Genomic DNA, 15,679 nt, shown 5'->3' with positions numbered 1-15,679 from the left:
GCACGACGGCCCAAGAGCAGTCTGTCGTCTCCGAGCTCGCCGAGGCCCTGATGGGGACCGACGCGACCCGACGCTGTCGACAGTTCACCTTGCCCCATGAGGATGACGAGTCTGCGCACAAGGGTGCCCGAAGGGGGTACCGAGATGCACCGTCGGAGAGGCAGGTGAGCACCCGACCTTCTCAATAGGATGAAGGCGTGGAGAAGATCGACGTGCACATGGACTGGGGCAACGGGATCTCCTGCCTGGGGGATTGGCAGGTCGTGGAGGTGGCGAACGCCATCGTCACGACAGGAGCCGAGGCAGACGTCGTGGTCGCATACGGGCAGGTGGAGTTGGAGCAGTGCGACGCGTGCGGGAACCGTACCGTGCCCTGTCCCGTCTGCGTGGAGTGGTACAACGCCGACTCCGTCCCGGACGCATGTGCCACCTGTGGGGTCGGTCTGGACCTTGATTGGTGGTCTGACGGCCATGACGTGCAGTCGGACATGCGGCTTTGGGTCGGCGAGCAATACGACGTGGGAAGCTGGGACGGACAGCTAGCCGACGCGGTCGACGCCGCGGCGGTGCAGGATCACAAAACACTGCTCGCATGGCTCGACACGATGGACGACGCTAGGGCCGAGCGCGTGGCCAAGATGGCCTGCAACGCGCACCCGGAATGGCTGCACCATGCGGAGATTAGCTCCTACGTCCACACGGGACCTCCGGACGATCCACTCCGCTTCGAGCGGCTGCACATCGTCCTCGTGGGCACCGAATGGCGGTCGTCAAAGGGTGGGGTCTCGACGGTCAACCGTGAACTCGCCAGCGCGCTCGCCACCATGCACGACACCTACACCATCGTCCCTGAGGCAGGCGAGCACGAGGTCGAAGACGCCGCACAACGCGACGTCACACTCCTGGCCTGGAGCGACCACGTCCCGATCGTCGACGACGGGCTGGTGTATCTGACGGGACGGCACCCCGGGCTGCCCCAGCGGGTCGATCTGGTGATCGGCCACGGCAGGGTGACCGGGCAGCAGGCCATCGGACTGGCCCGATCGGTCGACGCGCAGTATGCCCACCTTCTACACATGGACCCCATCGAACTCTCGTCGTTCAAAGACACGCCGAATGTCACGCACGACGCGCATATGAGAAACGACATCGAACGAGCACTCTCTCGCGCAGCAGATCACGTCTTCGCAATAGGGCGATACCTGGCCAACAACCTTGGCGCCCGATACGACGTCCACGTGCACGCGCTGATCCCCGGCGTTCCCGACACCGAACCGAGGCCGCGCGCTCGAGGCGGCCGTCCCGTCCTGCTGCTCCTCGGCCGTTTGGAGGACGCCACCATCAAGGGCGTTGACGTAGTCGTCCGGGCGCTCGCGTCCATCGACAGGCCACGCGAGACCCGTCCCCATCTTCTCCTCGTCGGGGTGCCGGACGCCGAACGGGCGGACCTGCGCGCGCACATAATCGAGAATTGGGATGGACGGGGCCTGGACGTGGAGATGCAGCCGTTCACTGACGACCCGGACGTACTCCGGGACCACTTCGGACGGGCGGCGGCGGTGCTCGTCCCCTCGGCGGTCGAGGGGTTCGGCCTGGTCGCCTTCGAGGCGATCGGTGAGGGGATCCCCGTGCTGGTCTCCGACGAGAGCGGAGCCGGGATGCTGCTCACCGATCTCGCCCCGGAGATCCGGCTGCCCGTCCGCGAGATCGGCGGTGTAGACCCCGCGACGGCATGGCGCGACGCAATCGTCGAATTGCTCGACGACCTCGATGGAGCCAATCGGCGCGCGGCCGACCTGCGCACTCGCGCACGCCGCCGCTTCAGATGGCGCGGTTGCGCGACCAACATCACCTGGGCGGTAGGCCCCTACGCCGCGACACCGTCGCCATGAGGCCGTCGAGGGTGGACGGGCCCGTCCACCCGCCCACGCAGTTCGCGAGGCGCAACTACTGCGTCATGCCTCCCAGCAGGGGTCCGGATCACCTCGCTCCGGCTGGGACACGGCTACACATCACACCCATGCCAACCTCATTCACCACCGAATCCCACCGACCATCCACCGCGCATGTCGAATCACACCGATGAGTCTCCTTCGGCCTTGAAAGGAGCCCTCCGGTGTGAAGTTGTGGGAGGTCCGCGGGCTGGCCGATGTGAACCGACCAGGCTGCGGGGGCCCGGCCGGTGTGAGCCGGACCTACGCCTCGCGGTGGCGTGGCGGTGAGTGCCGGGGGGCTGCCGGCGGGGTCGGACCTGGCGACGCTGGCCGCCGACGCGCGGGCGCAGGGGGAATCGATGGCCGCAGTCGCGCGGCGTCTCGGGGTGGACCGCAAGGCGCTCGTCGCCGCCCTCGACGCCGACGGTCTCGCGTGGCGTCGCCACCGGCCCGACGACGCCGAGGTCACAACCGCCGTGGCCCGGGGGGCCGCTGCGGGCGCGTCCAAGCGGATGGTGGCCGAGCGGCTCGGTGTCACCGTCAAGACCCTGACCGCTCGCATGGACGCGCTCGGCCTGGTCTGGGAACGGCGCGGGCCAGGCCGGTCGGTGCCCGACGCCGCCGCCGTCGTCGCCCTGGCCGCCGAGCGGGGCTGGACCAAGGGCCGGCTGTGTGAGCACCTGGGGGTGTCCCGCCCGACGCTGGACGCCGCACTCGACCGCGACGGGGTGGCCTGGTGGCGCGACCAGTCCGCCACGCTCAGGGCCGCACGGGCCGCCAAGCCCGTGCCCCGCGGCTGGGACGGTGACGTGGCGGCTGCGGTCGCGCTCGGCAACGAACAGGGCTGGACCAACGAGCAACTCGCCGCCCACCTGGGCACGACCGTCCATGTGCTCCGCAACCGGATGAACGAGAAGGGTGTACGTCGCCACCCTCCCCCCGACCCGGCCGTGTGGGCGGAGCACGTCGCCACGGCCGCGGCCAACGGCTGGACCCAGGCCCGGCTCGCCGAGGAGCTCGGCACGACCGCGGACGCGGTACGCAGGAGGCTGCGTCGAGCGGGCGTCGAGTGGTGGACCGGGAGCCACCACGCGGACGGGGGCCCCGGTCGCCGCCCGAGGTCGTCGACCGTCGAGCTGGCGATCGACCTCGAGGGCGACCCCTCAGGCGCCGTTGACCTTGCCAGACGCCGCGGCTGGTCGCGTCACGGGCTGGCCCACCGGGCCGGGGTGACCACCCGGGTGCTCATCGACAGGCTGGACGCCGCCGGGGTCGACTGGTGGGCCCCGCCAGACGATGCCGAACGCGATCTCGCCGAGATCGTTGCCGGTGCCGCCGCCCGACGTGCGACCATCACAACGACCGCCACCGAACTCGACATCACCCCCGGGACCCTCAGCCGCAGGCTGGCGGGAGCCGGGTTGAGGTGGTGGACCGCACCCCGACCAGAAGACGACGCCGTCCGCGAAGCGGTCGCCGCGGCCCGTGCCGCCGGCGGCACCCGGGCGGACGTCGCTGCGAGGCTGGGCACGACGGGGGCGGAGACCAACCGCGCGCTGCGACGGCTCGGCCTGACCCTCGCCGCGACCGCGGTCCCGGTGACCTCCACACGCGGTGAACTTGCCGACCTCATCGCCGAGGGGCACACCCACGCCGAGATCGCGGACCGGCTCGGCGTCACGGTCAACACCCTTCGCACCCACCTCGCCAGGGTCGGGCTCACCGGGGCCGGTCGGCCCACGGGACGTCGGCGACGAGACGCCGACGCGGCCGCCCTGCAGTCCTGGCGGTCATTGCGCTTCAGCCGCTGGGCGGCCGCGGCGGGGCTGGACCTGGGCACCGTCGAGGAGTGGCACGTCGCGGCGTTCCTGCACGCCGAACACCTTGCCGGCGCGGAGGTCCACGCCCTCGCCGACACCATCGTCACCGACCTCAACGCCATGTGCGCCCGCCAGGACCGCCAGCCCGTCACCCGGCTCGTACGGCCGGTCGTCAGGGCGATCGGACCCCGACCTCCGCGGAATCGGCGGACCACCAAGGCCTTCGCCGCCCCCCTGGTCGCCGTCTCACGGTTGCTCGCCGACCACCCGGCCTGGTTCGCCCCGACGACCTGGCAGACCGCCGCGGCCGCCGCCCTGCTCCACCCCGTGCTCCACGCGCACGGTCTGGCCCCCCATCTGCTCGACCGCAGCAACATCATCGTCGACAGCCCGACCGTCCGCGTCGGCGGCACAACCCTGGACGACACCGTGGTCGTAGCAGCCGGCCTGTCCGCGGCCGGCCTCGCCCAGGTGGTGGCCGCCGGTGTCGCACAGCGGCCCTGGCGCCACCGACGCCAGGCGTACGACGACCCCGCCGTCGTGCTGGCGGACGCCCGACTGCGAACGCTCGCCGTTGTCTTCGCCGGCCGGCTCGCGCACGTCCAGGCGATGCGCGGCATGGACCCGCTCGGGGTCTCCGTCGCACAGATCCGCGGCGCCGCGGACGGCCACCACTCCCCCACCCGCACACCGACCAAGACCGGGCAGCGGTGGACCCGCATCGACCACACCCCCGACCACCACCTGTGCCCGGCCTGCGCCGCCGCCGCTCTCGCACCGCACATCCCCGTCGACGCTCGGCGGCTCAGCGACCTGCTCAGCGAGTCGGCGTACCGCAAGACCCTCGCCCGCTGGTGCACCCGGCTCGGCTGGCACCCCTCCTCGATCACCTCCGGCACGTTCCGGCGGACCGCGGCGACGCTGACCTACCACCGGCTCGGCTGGTCGGAGGTCGTCGTACTCCTCGGCCACGAGCTGCAGGCCGGGCACACCGCCACCTACGTCGACGCCGGCGACCTGGCCGACCCCGGCATCGACCTGGACGCGTGGCAGACGAGAGTGCGCCGGGAGATGACCGGGACCAGCGAGTACATCGCGGTCACACGGTCCTCCGAGCCCTTCTCCCTCATCGGCCCGAATGACCTGCCGGGGGCGGTCGAGGCCGTCCGCCGACTCCTCATCGACACCGAGCTGCTCCCCGGCCACTCGCGGCCGAGGTCGTCGGCGGCGGTGGGGCAGCGAGTCCAGGAGGCCGTCGCCGCCCTGCACCCCGACGCCGACCCCGACACCGTGTCGATCATCACCCGCACCCCGGAGGGGATCCACCGTTGGGTGATGGACGAGCTGTGCAACAAATCGACGGCTGCGACGGCACTCGAGCGTGACCTGTTCCTCCTCGGGCGGCTCGCGCCGTCGCCGAGCATCGCCAGCGCCTGGCTCGGCCCCGCACGTCAGACCGTCGCAAGGGCCATCGAGGAGGAACGCGACCGCGGAGTCGTTGTGGAGCGCCGGCAGCCGCCGGTGGCCACACGGGAGGTGTTCCTCGGTCTAGCCGACGCCGCGTCGGACCCCACCACGATCGGGTTCCTCGTGGCGGGGTTCGCCGGTGCATTGCGGCCGGGCAGCATCGACGCGATCCACGCCGAGGATCTCCACGCCCACCCCGACGCGGTCCGACTCGACGTCCGTGGTGCCACAAAGCGGGGCGGGTTCCGGCCCTACACGGTGTGGATGCCGCACACCGACGACGCCCTGGACCCCCGCCGCCTCCTGGATCTCGCCCGCCACGCCGCGGCGGGCGACGGCCGACTGATGTGGGCCGGACGCGGTTCCGCTCACGACTACTCGAGCCGCTACCACGAACGACGTGCAGCGTGGGACCGGATGTGTGAGGACGTGCCGGACCTGGCCGGGCTGCTCCCCCGGAGCCTCCGACCGTCCGGGGCGATTTACCACGCCGAGATCACCAGGGACCTGCTCGCCGTCCAACGCCACCTCGGACACGCACACCCATCGACGACGACGATCTACCTGACCCGGCAGGACCCCGTCATCCGCTCAGCCGGGGCGGTCGACCTCGCGATCACCATCAGCGAACTCGTCGACGACCGACTTCTCGACCGGTCTGGATCACGACGGTCCGCGCTGCTCGCGGCCCTCGTCTCCCCCGACGGCTGAGCAGGGAACGCCCCAGCCGGGTGGGCGAGGCGGCCACCACGAGCCCCGGGGGAGGCCCGACACCCACGTCTCGCTCAGGGTGTCGCCGGGCCCCTCACGATTGGGTGCGCGGCGTCCCGTCACTTGCGGGGACGGTCCTGGGATCCGTAGTAGAAGCCGGTGACGCTTCCGACGACCGCAACGACGGGCGGCAGGACGACCTGCAGCACCTCGACGAGGTCTTCGATCCTCTCCGATGCGTCGTCCTTGCCCCAGGCGATCAGCAGCATCGCTGCGCTGGTGAGGACGATGACGGCCAGCAGACCCAGGAGCGCGTAGGCGATGATTGCCCGGACCTGGTCGCGGGCCTTCTCCGGTTGGGCGTCGGTGCGAAGCAGTGGGCCTGCATCGGTGCCGAGGTCGACCTCGGCCTCACCCGACGGCACGATATCGTCGGCTCCGGTCCGACCTCCGCGGTCGGCCTCGCCGGGCGGTGGGTCACCGGCAGCCGTCACGGCCGGGTCCTTGTCGGAGTCCCGACGGGGCTCTGCCGGAGGGCCGGGCTCATCGTCGTGGTCGGGCACGGCGGCTAGTAGCGGACGACGGTGCTGAGCTTCTCGTCCTCATCCTCGATCATCAGGCGACCGCCGTCCCGGAGGCGTTCGTCGAGGAACTGCTCCAGGGAGATGGCCCGTCGGAGCACCTCGGTCATGGTGGTGCCGCGACGCTCGGCGAGCGACCTCAGTGCGTCGACGACCTCAGGGGCGAGGTTCGCGGAGATTCGTACGGTTTCGGGCACGGTGGTGATTCCTCTCATCGAGCCATGGGTGCTTCGGGGTGGGGCGAGTCGGCGCGTATCGGCGCGTAGACCGGGCGGCACTCGTGTGCCGGCCCCCTAGTGTCCCACATCCTGTGCGTTCGAGCAACCTTCTACGCACATGTTGCGCACATCGTACGCACATGGTTTGCTGTGGGTCATGATCGTTGAACCTGGGTGGACGGAGCGGACCGCCGCCTGGGTCGCCGACGAGGTCGGCTTTGCCCACAACCTTCGCCCGGATCGGGTGCGGAGGGTGGCGCATCCCCTGGAGGGGCGGGAGATCGGCGCACGCGACTACGTCCAACTGGTGGTTCGCGGCTTGGTCGAAGCCATGGGGGCCGGACCGCGAACGGATGAGCTCGCCCTCGGGGTTGCCCAAGTGTTCTGTCGGGAACACGACCTGCCGTTCGACATGTCCGCGGTCGAACAGTCCGATGACGACGAACGGCCGTCGGGGCGCGCCGGACAGCTGACGCTGTGGGAGGCGGTCTCGCCGACGGCGGTGCGGCCGAGGGCGCTGTTCGCCCAGGCCGACACCAACCAGGCCGGCGAGGAGCGCCGGATCGTGGAGGACTACATCAGCGACCTGGTGTCCAACACCCGGCTGGAATGGCTCGACATCGTGGGCCACCCGTTGCACGAGGACCACTCCGGGTGCGACATCACGTGGGAGGCCGACCTCGTCGCGGTCTTCGTCGTGCCAGGGTCCCAGGGCGTCGGAGCCCAGGTCCAGCGGCTGCGCGGCATCGGCGCCCTGATCCTGCCCATCGTCCGACAGCACGTCGGGCCGCTGTCCTACCTGTACGCGAACCCCAAGGTTGGCGCCACCCTCCCACCGCTCGTCTACGACGCACCGCCCGAACTTCCCAGGCTGCTCGGCGAGCGCCTCCACCAGCTCAGGCAGCGTCTGGTCCTGACCGCGAACCGGCGCGCTTCGAAGCGCCGGGTGTGGCAGGGGCCTGCAGACGCGCTCGGCCGCGCGCTGTCCCTGCGAGGAGGCGATGCCGAGTGGCCCGACAGCCTGCCGCTGACCCGGGAGCAGGCAACCGTCGCCGCCGTGCACCCACTGGCACTCGCCTCGCTGACCGCTGAACAGCTGCGAGCACTCGAGGTCCTCCTAGGGATCCAGTTGCATCCTGACAGCACGATCGCGCCCACCCCCCTCGCCTCACTGCTCCCCGACCCGGCGCGCTCGACCTTCGACAGCTACTGCGCGGCCGAGCCGGTCCCCCAGCCGATCCGGGCGCAGATGCTCGAACGTGCCGCCCGTCTGGGCCTCGGCTTGGTCACCGGGGAGGCCGCACAGCACCTGATGCTGGTGAGCACAGCGGACTGGGCCAATCTCCACGAGGAGATCCTGCGTGGCCGGTAGAGGCCGCCCATGGTCGGTGTCCACAGCCCGACGAGCCGACGAACTGCTTGCCGGCCTCCACCGTCCGACCCTCGGGGGGGCACCAAGAGCTGTGGATCTGGACGCAGTGGCCCGTGAGCTTCGGGTCCGAGTGCGTCAGGCGCCGGCATCGCAGGCCTGGCGAGGTCTCACCCGCTGGGAGGAGGGGCTACCGGTGGTGTACCTGAGGGAAGAACTGGCAAGCGAATCCCGCCTGCGATTCACGTTCGCTCACGAACTCGGCCACGTCCTGGTCGAGCGGGCCCGCGTCCACGGCTCCACGCTTCCGGCGGGTGGGTGGGACCTGGAGCGACTGTGCGACGCCGTCGCGGGAGCGATGTTGTTGCCGACCGACGACATGCGGGCCCTGGCCCGCCGCGACGCGTTGTCGATCGGAGACTTCCAGGCAATGGCAAGGGCGTACCGCGTGACCCTCTCCGCCGTTGCCGTCCGCCTCCGACGTGTGGGGCGGCCCGTCCGCCTGTGGCGGTTCCTGTCACCGGCCTTCGGCCGGCCACGCGGGGTGGTGGGCATGCGACGAGATCAGCTCGACGAACTCTGCGTCGGCCTTGAGTCCCAGGCGCAGCTGTCGGCGTTGCCGGTGGATCGCGAGGTCCCGATCGAGTTCAGTGCCCGCTGTGCCGAGTCGGCCGTCGACCACGAGATCGTCGGCTCCGGCTATCGATCCAGCCGGCAGGTGACGATCCTGATCGCACGACAGGACGGCAGACACCTGGCCTGGAGCACCGACTTCTGCTCGCACAGCAGGAGAACCGCGCCATGAGTCTCGTAGCCGGCCGCGCCAACCACCGTCCAACCCCAGCTCATGCATGGCTGAGGCCAGCGGCGACGGCGCACCCAGGCGCGAGAGCGCGAACGAGCCGGACGGTCGGACCCGGGTGCGATCCGACCGCTCGTACGGCGGACCGGGTCGCTCGACCTGGATCGAGCCGTTCAGTCAGTGGGGTCGGTCCAACCCGTTGGACCTGATGACCTCCTCGATGTCAGCCACCGGGTAGGTCAACTCGGTGCAGACCAGGCAGCCGCAGGTGTCGTCCAGGCCCGCAAGAATCCCTGCGATCCGTTCGCCGAGGCCGCCGGTGACCGGTGCAGCGGGGTCGAAGGCGGCGACCATCAGCGTGGTCGCATGGCTCGCCGAACCGGGCCGGATCGTGGCGAAGTAGCTGTGGAACACCGTGACGTCGTGCCATCCGCCCTGCTGCATCAGTGAGGGGTCAGGGATCCCCAGGGTCCGACCGCTGGTCACGAGTCCGGACCGCAGGGAATGGGTGCCCAGGTTGAGGTAGTCGGGCAGGAACGCGAAGCGCGTCTGGTAGCCGGCGACCCTGCGGTTGAAACGGCGGATGACGTCGGCGGGGACGGCGACAACGTCGTTCAGGTCGGTGGGGAACAGCCGGCAGTCGGGACCGAACCGGCCGGGGTCGTGTCCCTGACCTCGCCAGAGGGCGGCAAGCCGGCCACGCCAGCGGAGCAGCAGGTTGGCGGGATCCACCTCGCGCCAGCGGAGGTGGGGTGCGAGGTAAGGGGTGCGGCGGCCGACCTTGTCGGGCTTGCGGGGCAGCCGCCAGAGGATGCCGGCGGCGCTCGGTACGGCGTCGCGAACGGTCCGGTTCAGTGTCTCCCCGCCCCTAGAGGCGGTCCAGAAGGCGTTGGCGAGCCATGCGGCATCGCGGAGGGCCTCGTCGGGGAGTCGGAGGACCCGATCGATGAGGACCTCGCCCTCACCCGGCTTCGGCATCCGGATGATGCCCCTGCCCGCCTGCCAGTCCGGGAGGGAGTGGCCGTGGGTGGCGATGGCGTTCCGCAGGGATGTGGGGACGCCGTTGGGACCGAACGGCTGCCCGTTGGCGTTGCGGAACAACGGCCCTTCCGTCGCGCCGCCTCGTCGAAGGTCGAGCAGGGCCCGCACGTGGGCCGCGGGCCCGGGCGGGACGAGGACCTCGCGGATAAGCCGGTTGGAGCGGACCGTCGCACGGATCGTGACGCCGTCATCGCGGACCTGGTGGACCTCCAGGTCGCGCCAGAGGTTGAGTGGGATCCGTGCGCCGTCGGCGACACGTGTGCCGTCCAACGCGACGTCGGGGTGTGTCGCCGCAGCGATCAGTGCGGCGGTATTCAGCTGGTGGGGGTCGGGACGTCCGAGGCCGATCAGCAGGCGAAAGAGGACGTCGAGTTCGAGGGGGTCGCGGGCCTGTCCGCTGTGGGCCTTGAGGTATGCGGCCCGCAGGTCCCTGACGAACAGTCCGCCGGAGGGGTGTTCGGCGAGCGTCCGCCAGGGGGGCGCGACGTTGTGGCGCATGTGCCAGCGGTCGAGCAGGTGGAACCGACGGTCCCAGGTGCCCCGGTTGATCCGGTCGTCGATGTCCACGTTCGGCGTGGGGCCGTTGGGTTCGGGGAGGGGTAGTCCGTAGCGGTCCAGGAGGTCCAGTGCGTAGGCACGGATCTCCGCGAGGTCGGTCAGGACCCACACGTCGATGTCGTCCAGACGCGTCCCGGCACCCGTCTCCCGGCAGAACTCCTGGAGATCGCGGGCGTGGTTGCGCATCTCCGGTTCGGCGTCCTCGGTGACGCGACCAGCCAGGGCGGCGCTGCGAGCGAGGAGTTCGTCGAGCCCAAGCCGTCCGGGGGGACGGGACAGGCGCGGACTTGGGCTGGTCTGGCGGGCCTCGGTTGCCGCGTTGAGGCAGGGACCGCACAGCCCCCCGGTTGAGGTGGTCGTCCCCTCACACCCGGCGGTCGAGCAGGGTGTCGGCTTCAGGTCGAACAGGGGCGTCGGCACGGCTTCGAGGTCGACGAGCCCGGAAAGGTCGTCGGGTGCCCGCAGGCGCGAGGGGTCGAGGTGATGATCGTCGTCGTGCATGGGTGTGTCCTTGGCTGAGTTGGGTGTCGGTTGGGGCCACCACTAACTTGAATGACGTTATTAACGCTAGTGCGTGGGTGTGACAGCCCGGGGAGGATCGTCTTCCCGGGGCGGCCAGTGGTCTTTGAGTATCCGTTTGTCCATGAAACGGGTCACGGGCTCCACCCGTCAGCTCAGCCAGCCCTTGGTGCCGGTCGCGCGTCAACAACCTCGCTGGGAGGTACACCTAGAGGTCGTCACCTGCCGCAACCAAGAACCGTCGCCCGGTGTGTCTTCGACCGAACCATCATCGCGATCAGGAGGACGCAATGGAGTTGAGCGAGTACCAGACGAGGGCGGTGGCGACCGACCAGCGCCCCGGAGAGGACACGACCGCAGTGCTCTTCCCGATCGTCGGGTTGGCTTCGGAGGTCGGTTCCCTTACCCGCCATGTGAAGAAGTGGCTCCGTGACGGAGACGCCTACGAGTTGTTCGCAAGCGAGATGGCCGACGAGATCGGCGACATCCTTTGGTACTGCGCCAACGTCGCGAGCAAGCTTGGCCTGTCGATGGACAAGATCGCGTTGGCAAACCTACACAAGGTCGCGGGGCGTTGGCCCACCCAGACCAGCCAGCCCCCGCTGTTGGACGAGGCATACCCGGTGGAGGAGCAGCTGCCCAGGCGGTTGGAGGTCCGCTTCGAGGAGACACTGGCGGATGACGGCAAGGTCGAGGTCCGGGCCTTCGAGGGGGGCCGGCAGCTCGGGGACCGGCTGACCGACAACTCGTATGCTAACGACGGCTATCGGTATCACGACGCGTTCCACTTCACCTATGCCGCCCTCCTGGGATGGTCACCCGTGGTGCGACGGTTCCTCAATCGGCGGCGTGACAGCGTCCCGTACGTCAGGGAGGTGGAGGACGCTGGACGGGCCATGGTGATCGAGGAGGCGATCGCGGCGTTCGCGTTCGACTACGCCGCCGACGTCGGCTATCTGGCGGACGTCGAGCACGTCGATTTCTCCCTGCTCACGACCATCCGTCGGCTGACGGCCGGCTTGGAGGTCCGGGACAGGACGGCGTCCCAGTGGGAGCGGGCGATTCTGCGGTCCTTCGAGATCTGGCGTGCGTTGCGCGACGGTCACGGGGGGGTCCTCAGGCTGGATCTGCAGATCGGGACGATCGAGTACTCGTCTGCCTGACCGGGTCAGCGGATCCGCGTGTAGACCCCGGTGTCGTGCAGGTGCAGGAACGGTCTGTCGTCGAGGACCTCGGCCGCGGCGATTCTTTCCCCGACGGTGTCGACGTAATCGGGAAGGGTCGCGACGTGGTCTAACACGATCGAGCCGCCCACGACGGTCTGATCGGCACAGAGTTCCAGGGCGGCGCGTGCCGGGCTGTAGTTGTCGGTGTCGAAGAACGACAGCAGCAATGGCATGCCGGCCAACCTGTGGAAGGTCTCGGTGATGTCACCGGCGACGAGCTCGACACCGTACGGTGCGGTGTAGGCCCTGACGGCGTCAAGGTCTCCGAACACGCAGCGCGGGTGTTCGTACAGGTCCAGCAAGGACCGTCGGGCGGGGAAGCCGTCCCAGGTGTCGAATCCGATCACGGGCCCGTCGATGCCCAGATCCGATGCGACGCGGGCCATCCATGCGGTGGTGCCGCCTTTGAATGCTCCGAACTCAACGATCGCGCCGTCCAACCCCGCGGTGGCGGCTGCGGTCAGGCAGTTGTAGATGTGGTGGCGTGTGTGCGGTGATCCGGTCGCGTAGGACGGGACGAGGGCCGGGGCGTCGAGCCGGGCGTACCGTTCGTCGTTGAAGGCGAGATGGCCGGTCCCGGCGATGACGACGTCCGGGGGTGGGCGTTGGCCGTCGAGCAGGTCCCGGGCCCGCAGGAGCCAGGCCTCCTTGGCGTCGTCGTGGGCGATCACCAGCAGGGTCGGTGCCGCCCCTGGCAGGTCGGCCATCGACGTCACCGCGATCCCTTCGTCGTCGAACAGTCCCGTGACAAGGTCGCCGAGGCCGACCCGGACAAGGGCGGCGGTCACCGCGCGGCCGGCCGGTGTCGCACCGAGGACGGCGATCCGCTGGTCCTCTTCGAAGGCCGCCGCTCGTTCGAGGGTCCGCCGGCAGAGCTCCGCGGAGAACCCGGTCACGCCGTCCACTCAGACATCGCCGCGGCTGTGGTGGGGTAGCGGGCAGTGCGGTGGGACGGGGAGGGCGTCACACCGGGACCGGTTCGGTCGTGAACAAGGGGGTCTGCACCCCGGCGGGTGACCCGTCGGCAGGTGCGGGGAGCTTGTCGTTGAGGCCCCACTTCGGCGGGTAGAAAGGCGGTTCGAGCGGTCCGCTGCGGGTGTAGCGCTGCTTGATGCGGACGCGGTTGCTCTTCAGGTCCGGGAACGCGGCGCGGGAGTACTTGTCGGTTTCGCAGAACAGACCCTGGCAGTCGATGGCGTGGAGTCGACGGCCGAACAGTCCGCCGAACGTCAGACCGAGGCGGTCGAACTCCTCCTCCTGACGGTCGACCATCCGCATGATCAGCTGGGAGGGCGTATATGACCCGAAGTCGGCGAAGACCTTGTTCAGGCCTCGGACGGCACCGGGGCCGGCGACGGTGTAGTCGTCCTCGTCGAAGTCGAGCTCGCCGCTGTAGTTCAGGTCCACCGCCAGTTGGTAGCTCATGAACGGTCCGATCATCGGCCATTCCGCCAGCCGCGCGACGACCTCTCCGAGGTCGCGGGCCCGTGCGAGCCTTCCCCCGAGGCCGCCGGGCGCGAACATGCGCTGCACGAGCTCGAGGTGGTTGCGGTGCTTGGAGGAGTGGCCGTAGGCGTCGTGGGCGCAGAGGATGAACGCCGAGGTGTAGATGGCACCGTCGCGGCGGGTGCGGTCCAGGACCTCACCCAGGAGGGCGGTGTCCAGGGTGCTCCGCCGCACGCCGCCCGTGGCCTCCTCCAACCGCTGCCATGTCCGTTCCTTGGAGAAGAGACGGAACAGAACGATGCGGAGGAACACGTCCTCCGCGGGCAACCCGCGGCCTCGTTCGCCGTGGATAACATCGCGGATGAGGTACTGCGAGACGCGGTCGGACGCCCTGAAGGTGTTGCAGAACTTGTACTCGGTGAGGATCGGATCGTCGGTCCAGGGGCCTGGACGGCCGTACGTGCGCTGCATGAAGATCCGCTGGCGTTCCGCGGCGAACCGCCAGTAGGTGTCGTAAACGTCGGGTCGCGGGGTGGGCTCCATGACAGGAGCATTCCACAACCCTGCGATGGCGTGCCGCTGGCGACCCGGGCAGTCAGGCCGCTTCGGGAGGGTCGGCTAGACCCCTCAGCATCTCGCGGACCGGCGTGATGTTGACGCCCATCTCGACATGCCCGAGCGTCATCAGGAGCTCCCCCACCTCGGCGCCGGAGTGGTCGGCGATGTAGGCCAGCAGCTGACCGAGCCCGAGGTAGTTGCCGTAGGCCCGCGGGACCAGCGATTCGTTGCGGTAGATGGCCTGCATGTGCAACCGCCCCGCGTGGTAGTGCAGCGACACGTGGGCCAGACAGGGGAAACTCATCCACATATTGCGGTCCCTGCCCGGCGCGTAGATCGCGATCTCGTACCGGGACGTCCTGTTCTGGTTCTTGGTGATGGATGAGCGGAGCTTCTCCACGGTGTTGGAGAGCTGGTCAATCGACTTACCACCGGGTGTGGGATACGCCACGATCCGACCGAAGTACGTGCCGAGCCGGTTCCCTCTGTACCGCTGAATATCTCTGTACCGGTCGCGGTAGTAGGCCGCGAGGTCCTCGGGGCCGTCGGTGCGTCCGGTGAAGGCCACCGGGAAGATGGTGTTGCGGGTCGTGTCGATGTGTGGCAGGTGGTCCTGCTCCGATCGCCGCCGGTTGACGGTGTCGATGAGGTCCTGGGCCGCCGTGCGGATCTCGGGTGTCTCGGCCGTCGGGTCGGCGATTCGAAGGATGAGGTGAACGTGCTTCCAAGGGTTGCCGGATGACGCGAGCAGCCTGGTGGCGGCCAGCCAGCCGGTGGAGACGTTGTCGGCCTCGAGGTAGCGGTCGGTCATGATCAGGCTCCAAACAGGGTGTGTGCCACGACGCCATAGGCGTCGACGTACTCGCGGGTGACGAGGCCGTAGCCGCCGGTCTGCCAGCCGTCGCCCCAGGAGTTCTTGACCACCAGCGACTTCGCCTGGGTGCCGACAACGAGGACGGCGTGACTGCCGAACGTCCTCAGGCCCGCAGGGGCGTCCACAGGCCCGTCGGTGTACCAGGCGGCGGGGACGAGACGGAGGGTGAGGATGACGGGCTTGCCATCGGTCGCGCTGTCGGCGACGGTGCCGAAGTCGCAGGGGGCGGCGCGACGCCATTCCGGGACCGAGGCCCGGTTGGCGGGGTCACGGGCCTCGTGCGGTCGTCCGTGCTGCCAGGTGGGGCGTCCGTACGGCCACGCGTGCTCCGTGGTGAGGTCGTGGACGTCGAGTCCTTCCAGGGCCCACTGGACGCTGATGTCCTCGCGGCCAGGGATCCCTCCGATCTGGTGGCCCGCCCACATCACGTCCTCAGGCGACATGACCTGGTCCGCACCCGAATGCCATTCATGGGCCGCAGCCACGGCGAACCCGACGCACGTCGGCCGGGACCCTTGGTCGCGGACCGGTGTCTGTGCTGATCGGTGGTCCATG

Annotated in this window: 12 protein-coding genes; 5 read left to right on the top strand and 7 right to left on the bottom strand. The window is 69.6% G+C overall.

All coding sequences use genetic code 11. The features are described from left to right. The first annotated feature begins 197 nt into the window (after positions 1–197). Positions 198–1,892, top strand: a complete 1,695-nt coding sequence (locus CUC05_RS14855; RefSeq protein WP_108666907.1) for a glycosyltransferase family 4 protein — start codon at positions 198–200, stop codon at positions 1,890–1,892. Between the two features lie 326 nt (positions 1,893–2,218). Further along, positions 2,219–5,932: a hypothetical protein gene (locus tag CUC05_RS14850; RefSeq protein WP_170128022.1), complete on the top strand. Its 3,714-nt coding sequence runs from the start codon at positions 2,219–2,221 to the stop codon at positions 5,930–5,932. 119 nt (positions 5,933–6,051) lie between these two features. Here the strand turns inward: CUC05_RS14850 and CUC05_RS14845 are convergent, their stop codons facing one another. Beyond that, positions 6,052–6,426 (bottom strand): hypothetical protein, encoded by a 375-nt coding sequence (locus CUC05_RS14845; protein ID WP_157965597.1) that lies wholly within the window; start codon positions 6,424–6,426, stop codon positions 6,052–6,054. Between the two features lie 74 nt (positions 6,427–6,500). After that, positions 6,501–6,728, bottom strand: a complete 228-nt coding sequence (locus CUC05_RS14840; RefSeq protein ID WP_108666904.1) for a ribbon-helix-helix protein, CopG family — start codon at positions 6,726–6,728, stop codon at positions 6,501–6,503. Between the two features lie 415 nt (positions 6,729–7,143). On the opposite strand from CUC05_RS14840, the gene CUC05_RS14835 reads away from it, so the two are divergent. Both CUC05_RS14835 and CUC05_RS14830 read left to right on the top strand, forming a co-directional pair. Beyond that, on the top strand, positions 7,144–8,103 hold the full coding sequence (locus CUC05_RS14835; RefSeq protein ID WP_157965596.1) for a hypothetical protein: 960 nt from the start codon (positions 7,144–7,146) through the stop codon (positions 8,101–8,103). Next, positions 8,093–8,905, top strand: coding sequence for an ImmA/IrrE family metallo-endopeptidase (locus CUC05_RS14830; protein ID WP_338066382.1), 813 nt, complete (start codon positions 8,093–8,095; stop codon positions 8,903–8,905). The genes CUC05_RS14835 and CUC05_RS14830 overlap by 11 nt, the downstream gene beginning before the upstream one ends. A gap of 174 nt (positions 8,906–9,079) precedes the next feature. On the opposite strand, the gene CUC05_RS14825 is transcribed toward CUC05_RS14830, so the two are convergent. After that, on the bottom strand, positions 9,080–11,002 hold the full coding sequence (locus CUC05_RS14825; protein WP_108666901.1) for a site-specific integrase: 1,923 nt from the start codon (positions 11,000–11,002) through the stop codon (positions 9,080–9,082). Between the two features lie 308 nt (positions 11,003–11,310). Here CUC05_RS14825 and CUC05_RS14820 point away from each other — a divergent pair, with 308 nt between their 5' ends. Continuing rightward, entirely contained in the window at positions 11,311–12,183 is an 873-nt protein-coding gene (locus CUC05_RS14820) for a nucleoside triphosphate pyrophosphohydrolase family protein (RefSeq protein ID WP_108666900.1), read from the top strand. A 5-nt stretch (positions 12,184–12,188) separates the two neighbouring features. On the opposite strand, the gene CUC05_RS14815 is transcribed toward CUC05_RS14820, so the two are convergent. From CUC05_RS14815 to CUC05_RS14800, 4 genes are all read right to left on the bottom strand, one after another. Further along, a complete protein-coding gene (locus tag CUC05_RS14815; RefSeq protein WP_157965594.1) occupies positions 12,189–13,142 on the bottom strand; it encodes a class I SAM-dependent methyltransferase in 954 nt (317 codons plus the stop codon). A gap of 67 nt (positions 13,143–13,209) precedes the next feature. Continuing rightward, positions 13,210–14,235 (bottom strand): nucleotide kinase domain-containing protein, encoded by a 1,026-nt coding sequence (locus CUC05_RS14810; protein WP_157965593.1) that lies wholly within the window; start codon positions 14,233–14,235, stop codon positions 13,210–13,212. A 52-nt stretch (positions 14,236–14,287) separates the two neighbouring features. Continuing rightward, positions 14,288–15,061 carry a thymidylate synthase gene (locus CUC05_RS14805; protein ID WP_108666898.1) on the bottom strand — a complete coding sequence of 258 codons (774 nt, stop codon included), beginning with the start codon at positions 15,059–15,061 and terminating at the stop codon, positions 14,288–14,290. A 2-nt stretch (positions 15,062–15,063) separates the two neighbouring features. After that, positions 15,064–15,678 (bottom strand): C1 family peptidase, encoded by a 615-nt coding sequence (locus CUC05_RS14800; RefSeq protein WP_108666897.1) that lies wholly within the window; start codon positions 15,676–15,678, stop codon positions 15,064–15,066. Between the last annotated feature and the right edge of the window lies 1 nt (position 15,679).

It is taken from the genome of Euzebya rosea (genome assembly GCF_003073135.1).
Lineage (GTDB): Bacteria > Actinomycetota > Nitriliruptoria > Euzebyales > Euzebyaceae > Euzebya > Euzebya rosea.
This window is presented reverse-complemented; position numbering and strand designations above follow the sequence as displayed.

Coding starts and splice junctions, on each gene's coding strand:
- CUC05_RS14840 (WP_108666904.1), bottom strand. CDS start 6,728: ATGAGAGGAATCACCACCGTGCCCGAAACCGTACGAATCTCCGCGAAC.
- CUC05_RS14835 (WP_157965596.1), top strand. CDS start 7,144: ATGTCCGCGGTCGAACAGTCCGATGACGACGAACGGCCGTCGGGGCGC.
- CUC05_RS14825 (WP_108666901.1), bottom strand. CDS start 11,002: ATGCACGACGACGATCATCACCTCGACCCCTCGCGCCTGCGGGCACCC.
- CUC05_RS14820 (WP_108666900.1), top strand. CDS start 11,311: ATGGAGTTGAGCGAGTACCAGACGAGGGCGGTGGCGACCGACCAGCGC.
- CUC05_RS14810 (WP_157965593.1), bottom strand. CDS start 14,235: ATGGAGCCCACCCCGCGACCCGACGTTTACGACACCTACTGGCGGTTC.
- CUC05_RS14805 (WP_108666898.1), bottom strand. CDS start 15,061: ATGACCGACCGCTACCTCGAGGCCGACAACGTCTCCACCGGCTGGCTG.
- CUC05_RS14800 (WP_108666897.1), bottom strand. CDS start 15,678: ATGGACCACCGATCAGCACAGACACCGGTCCGCGACCAAGGGTCCCGG.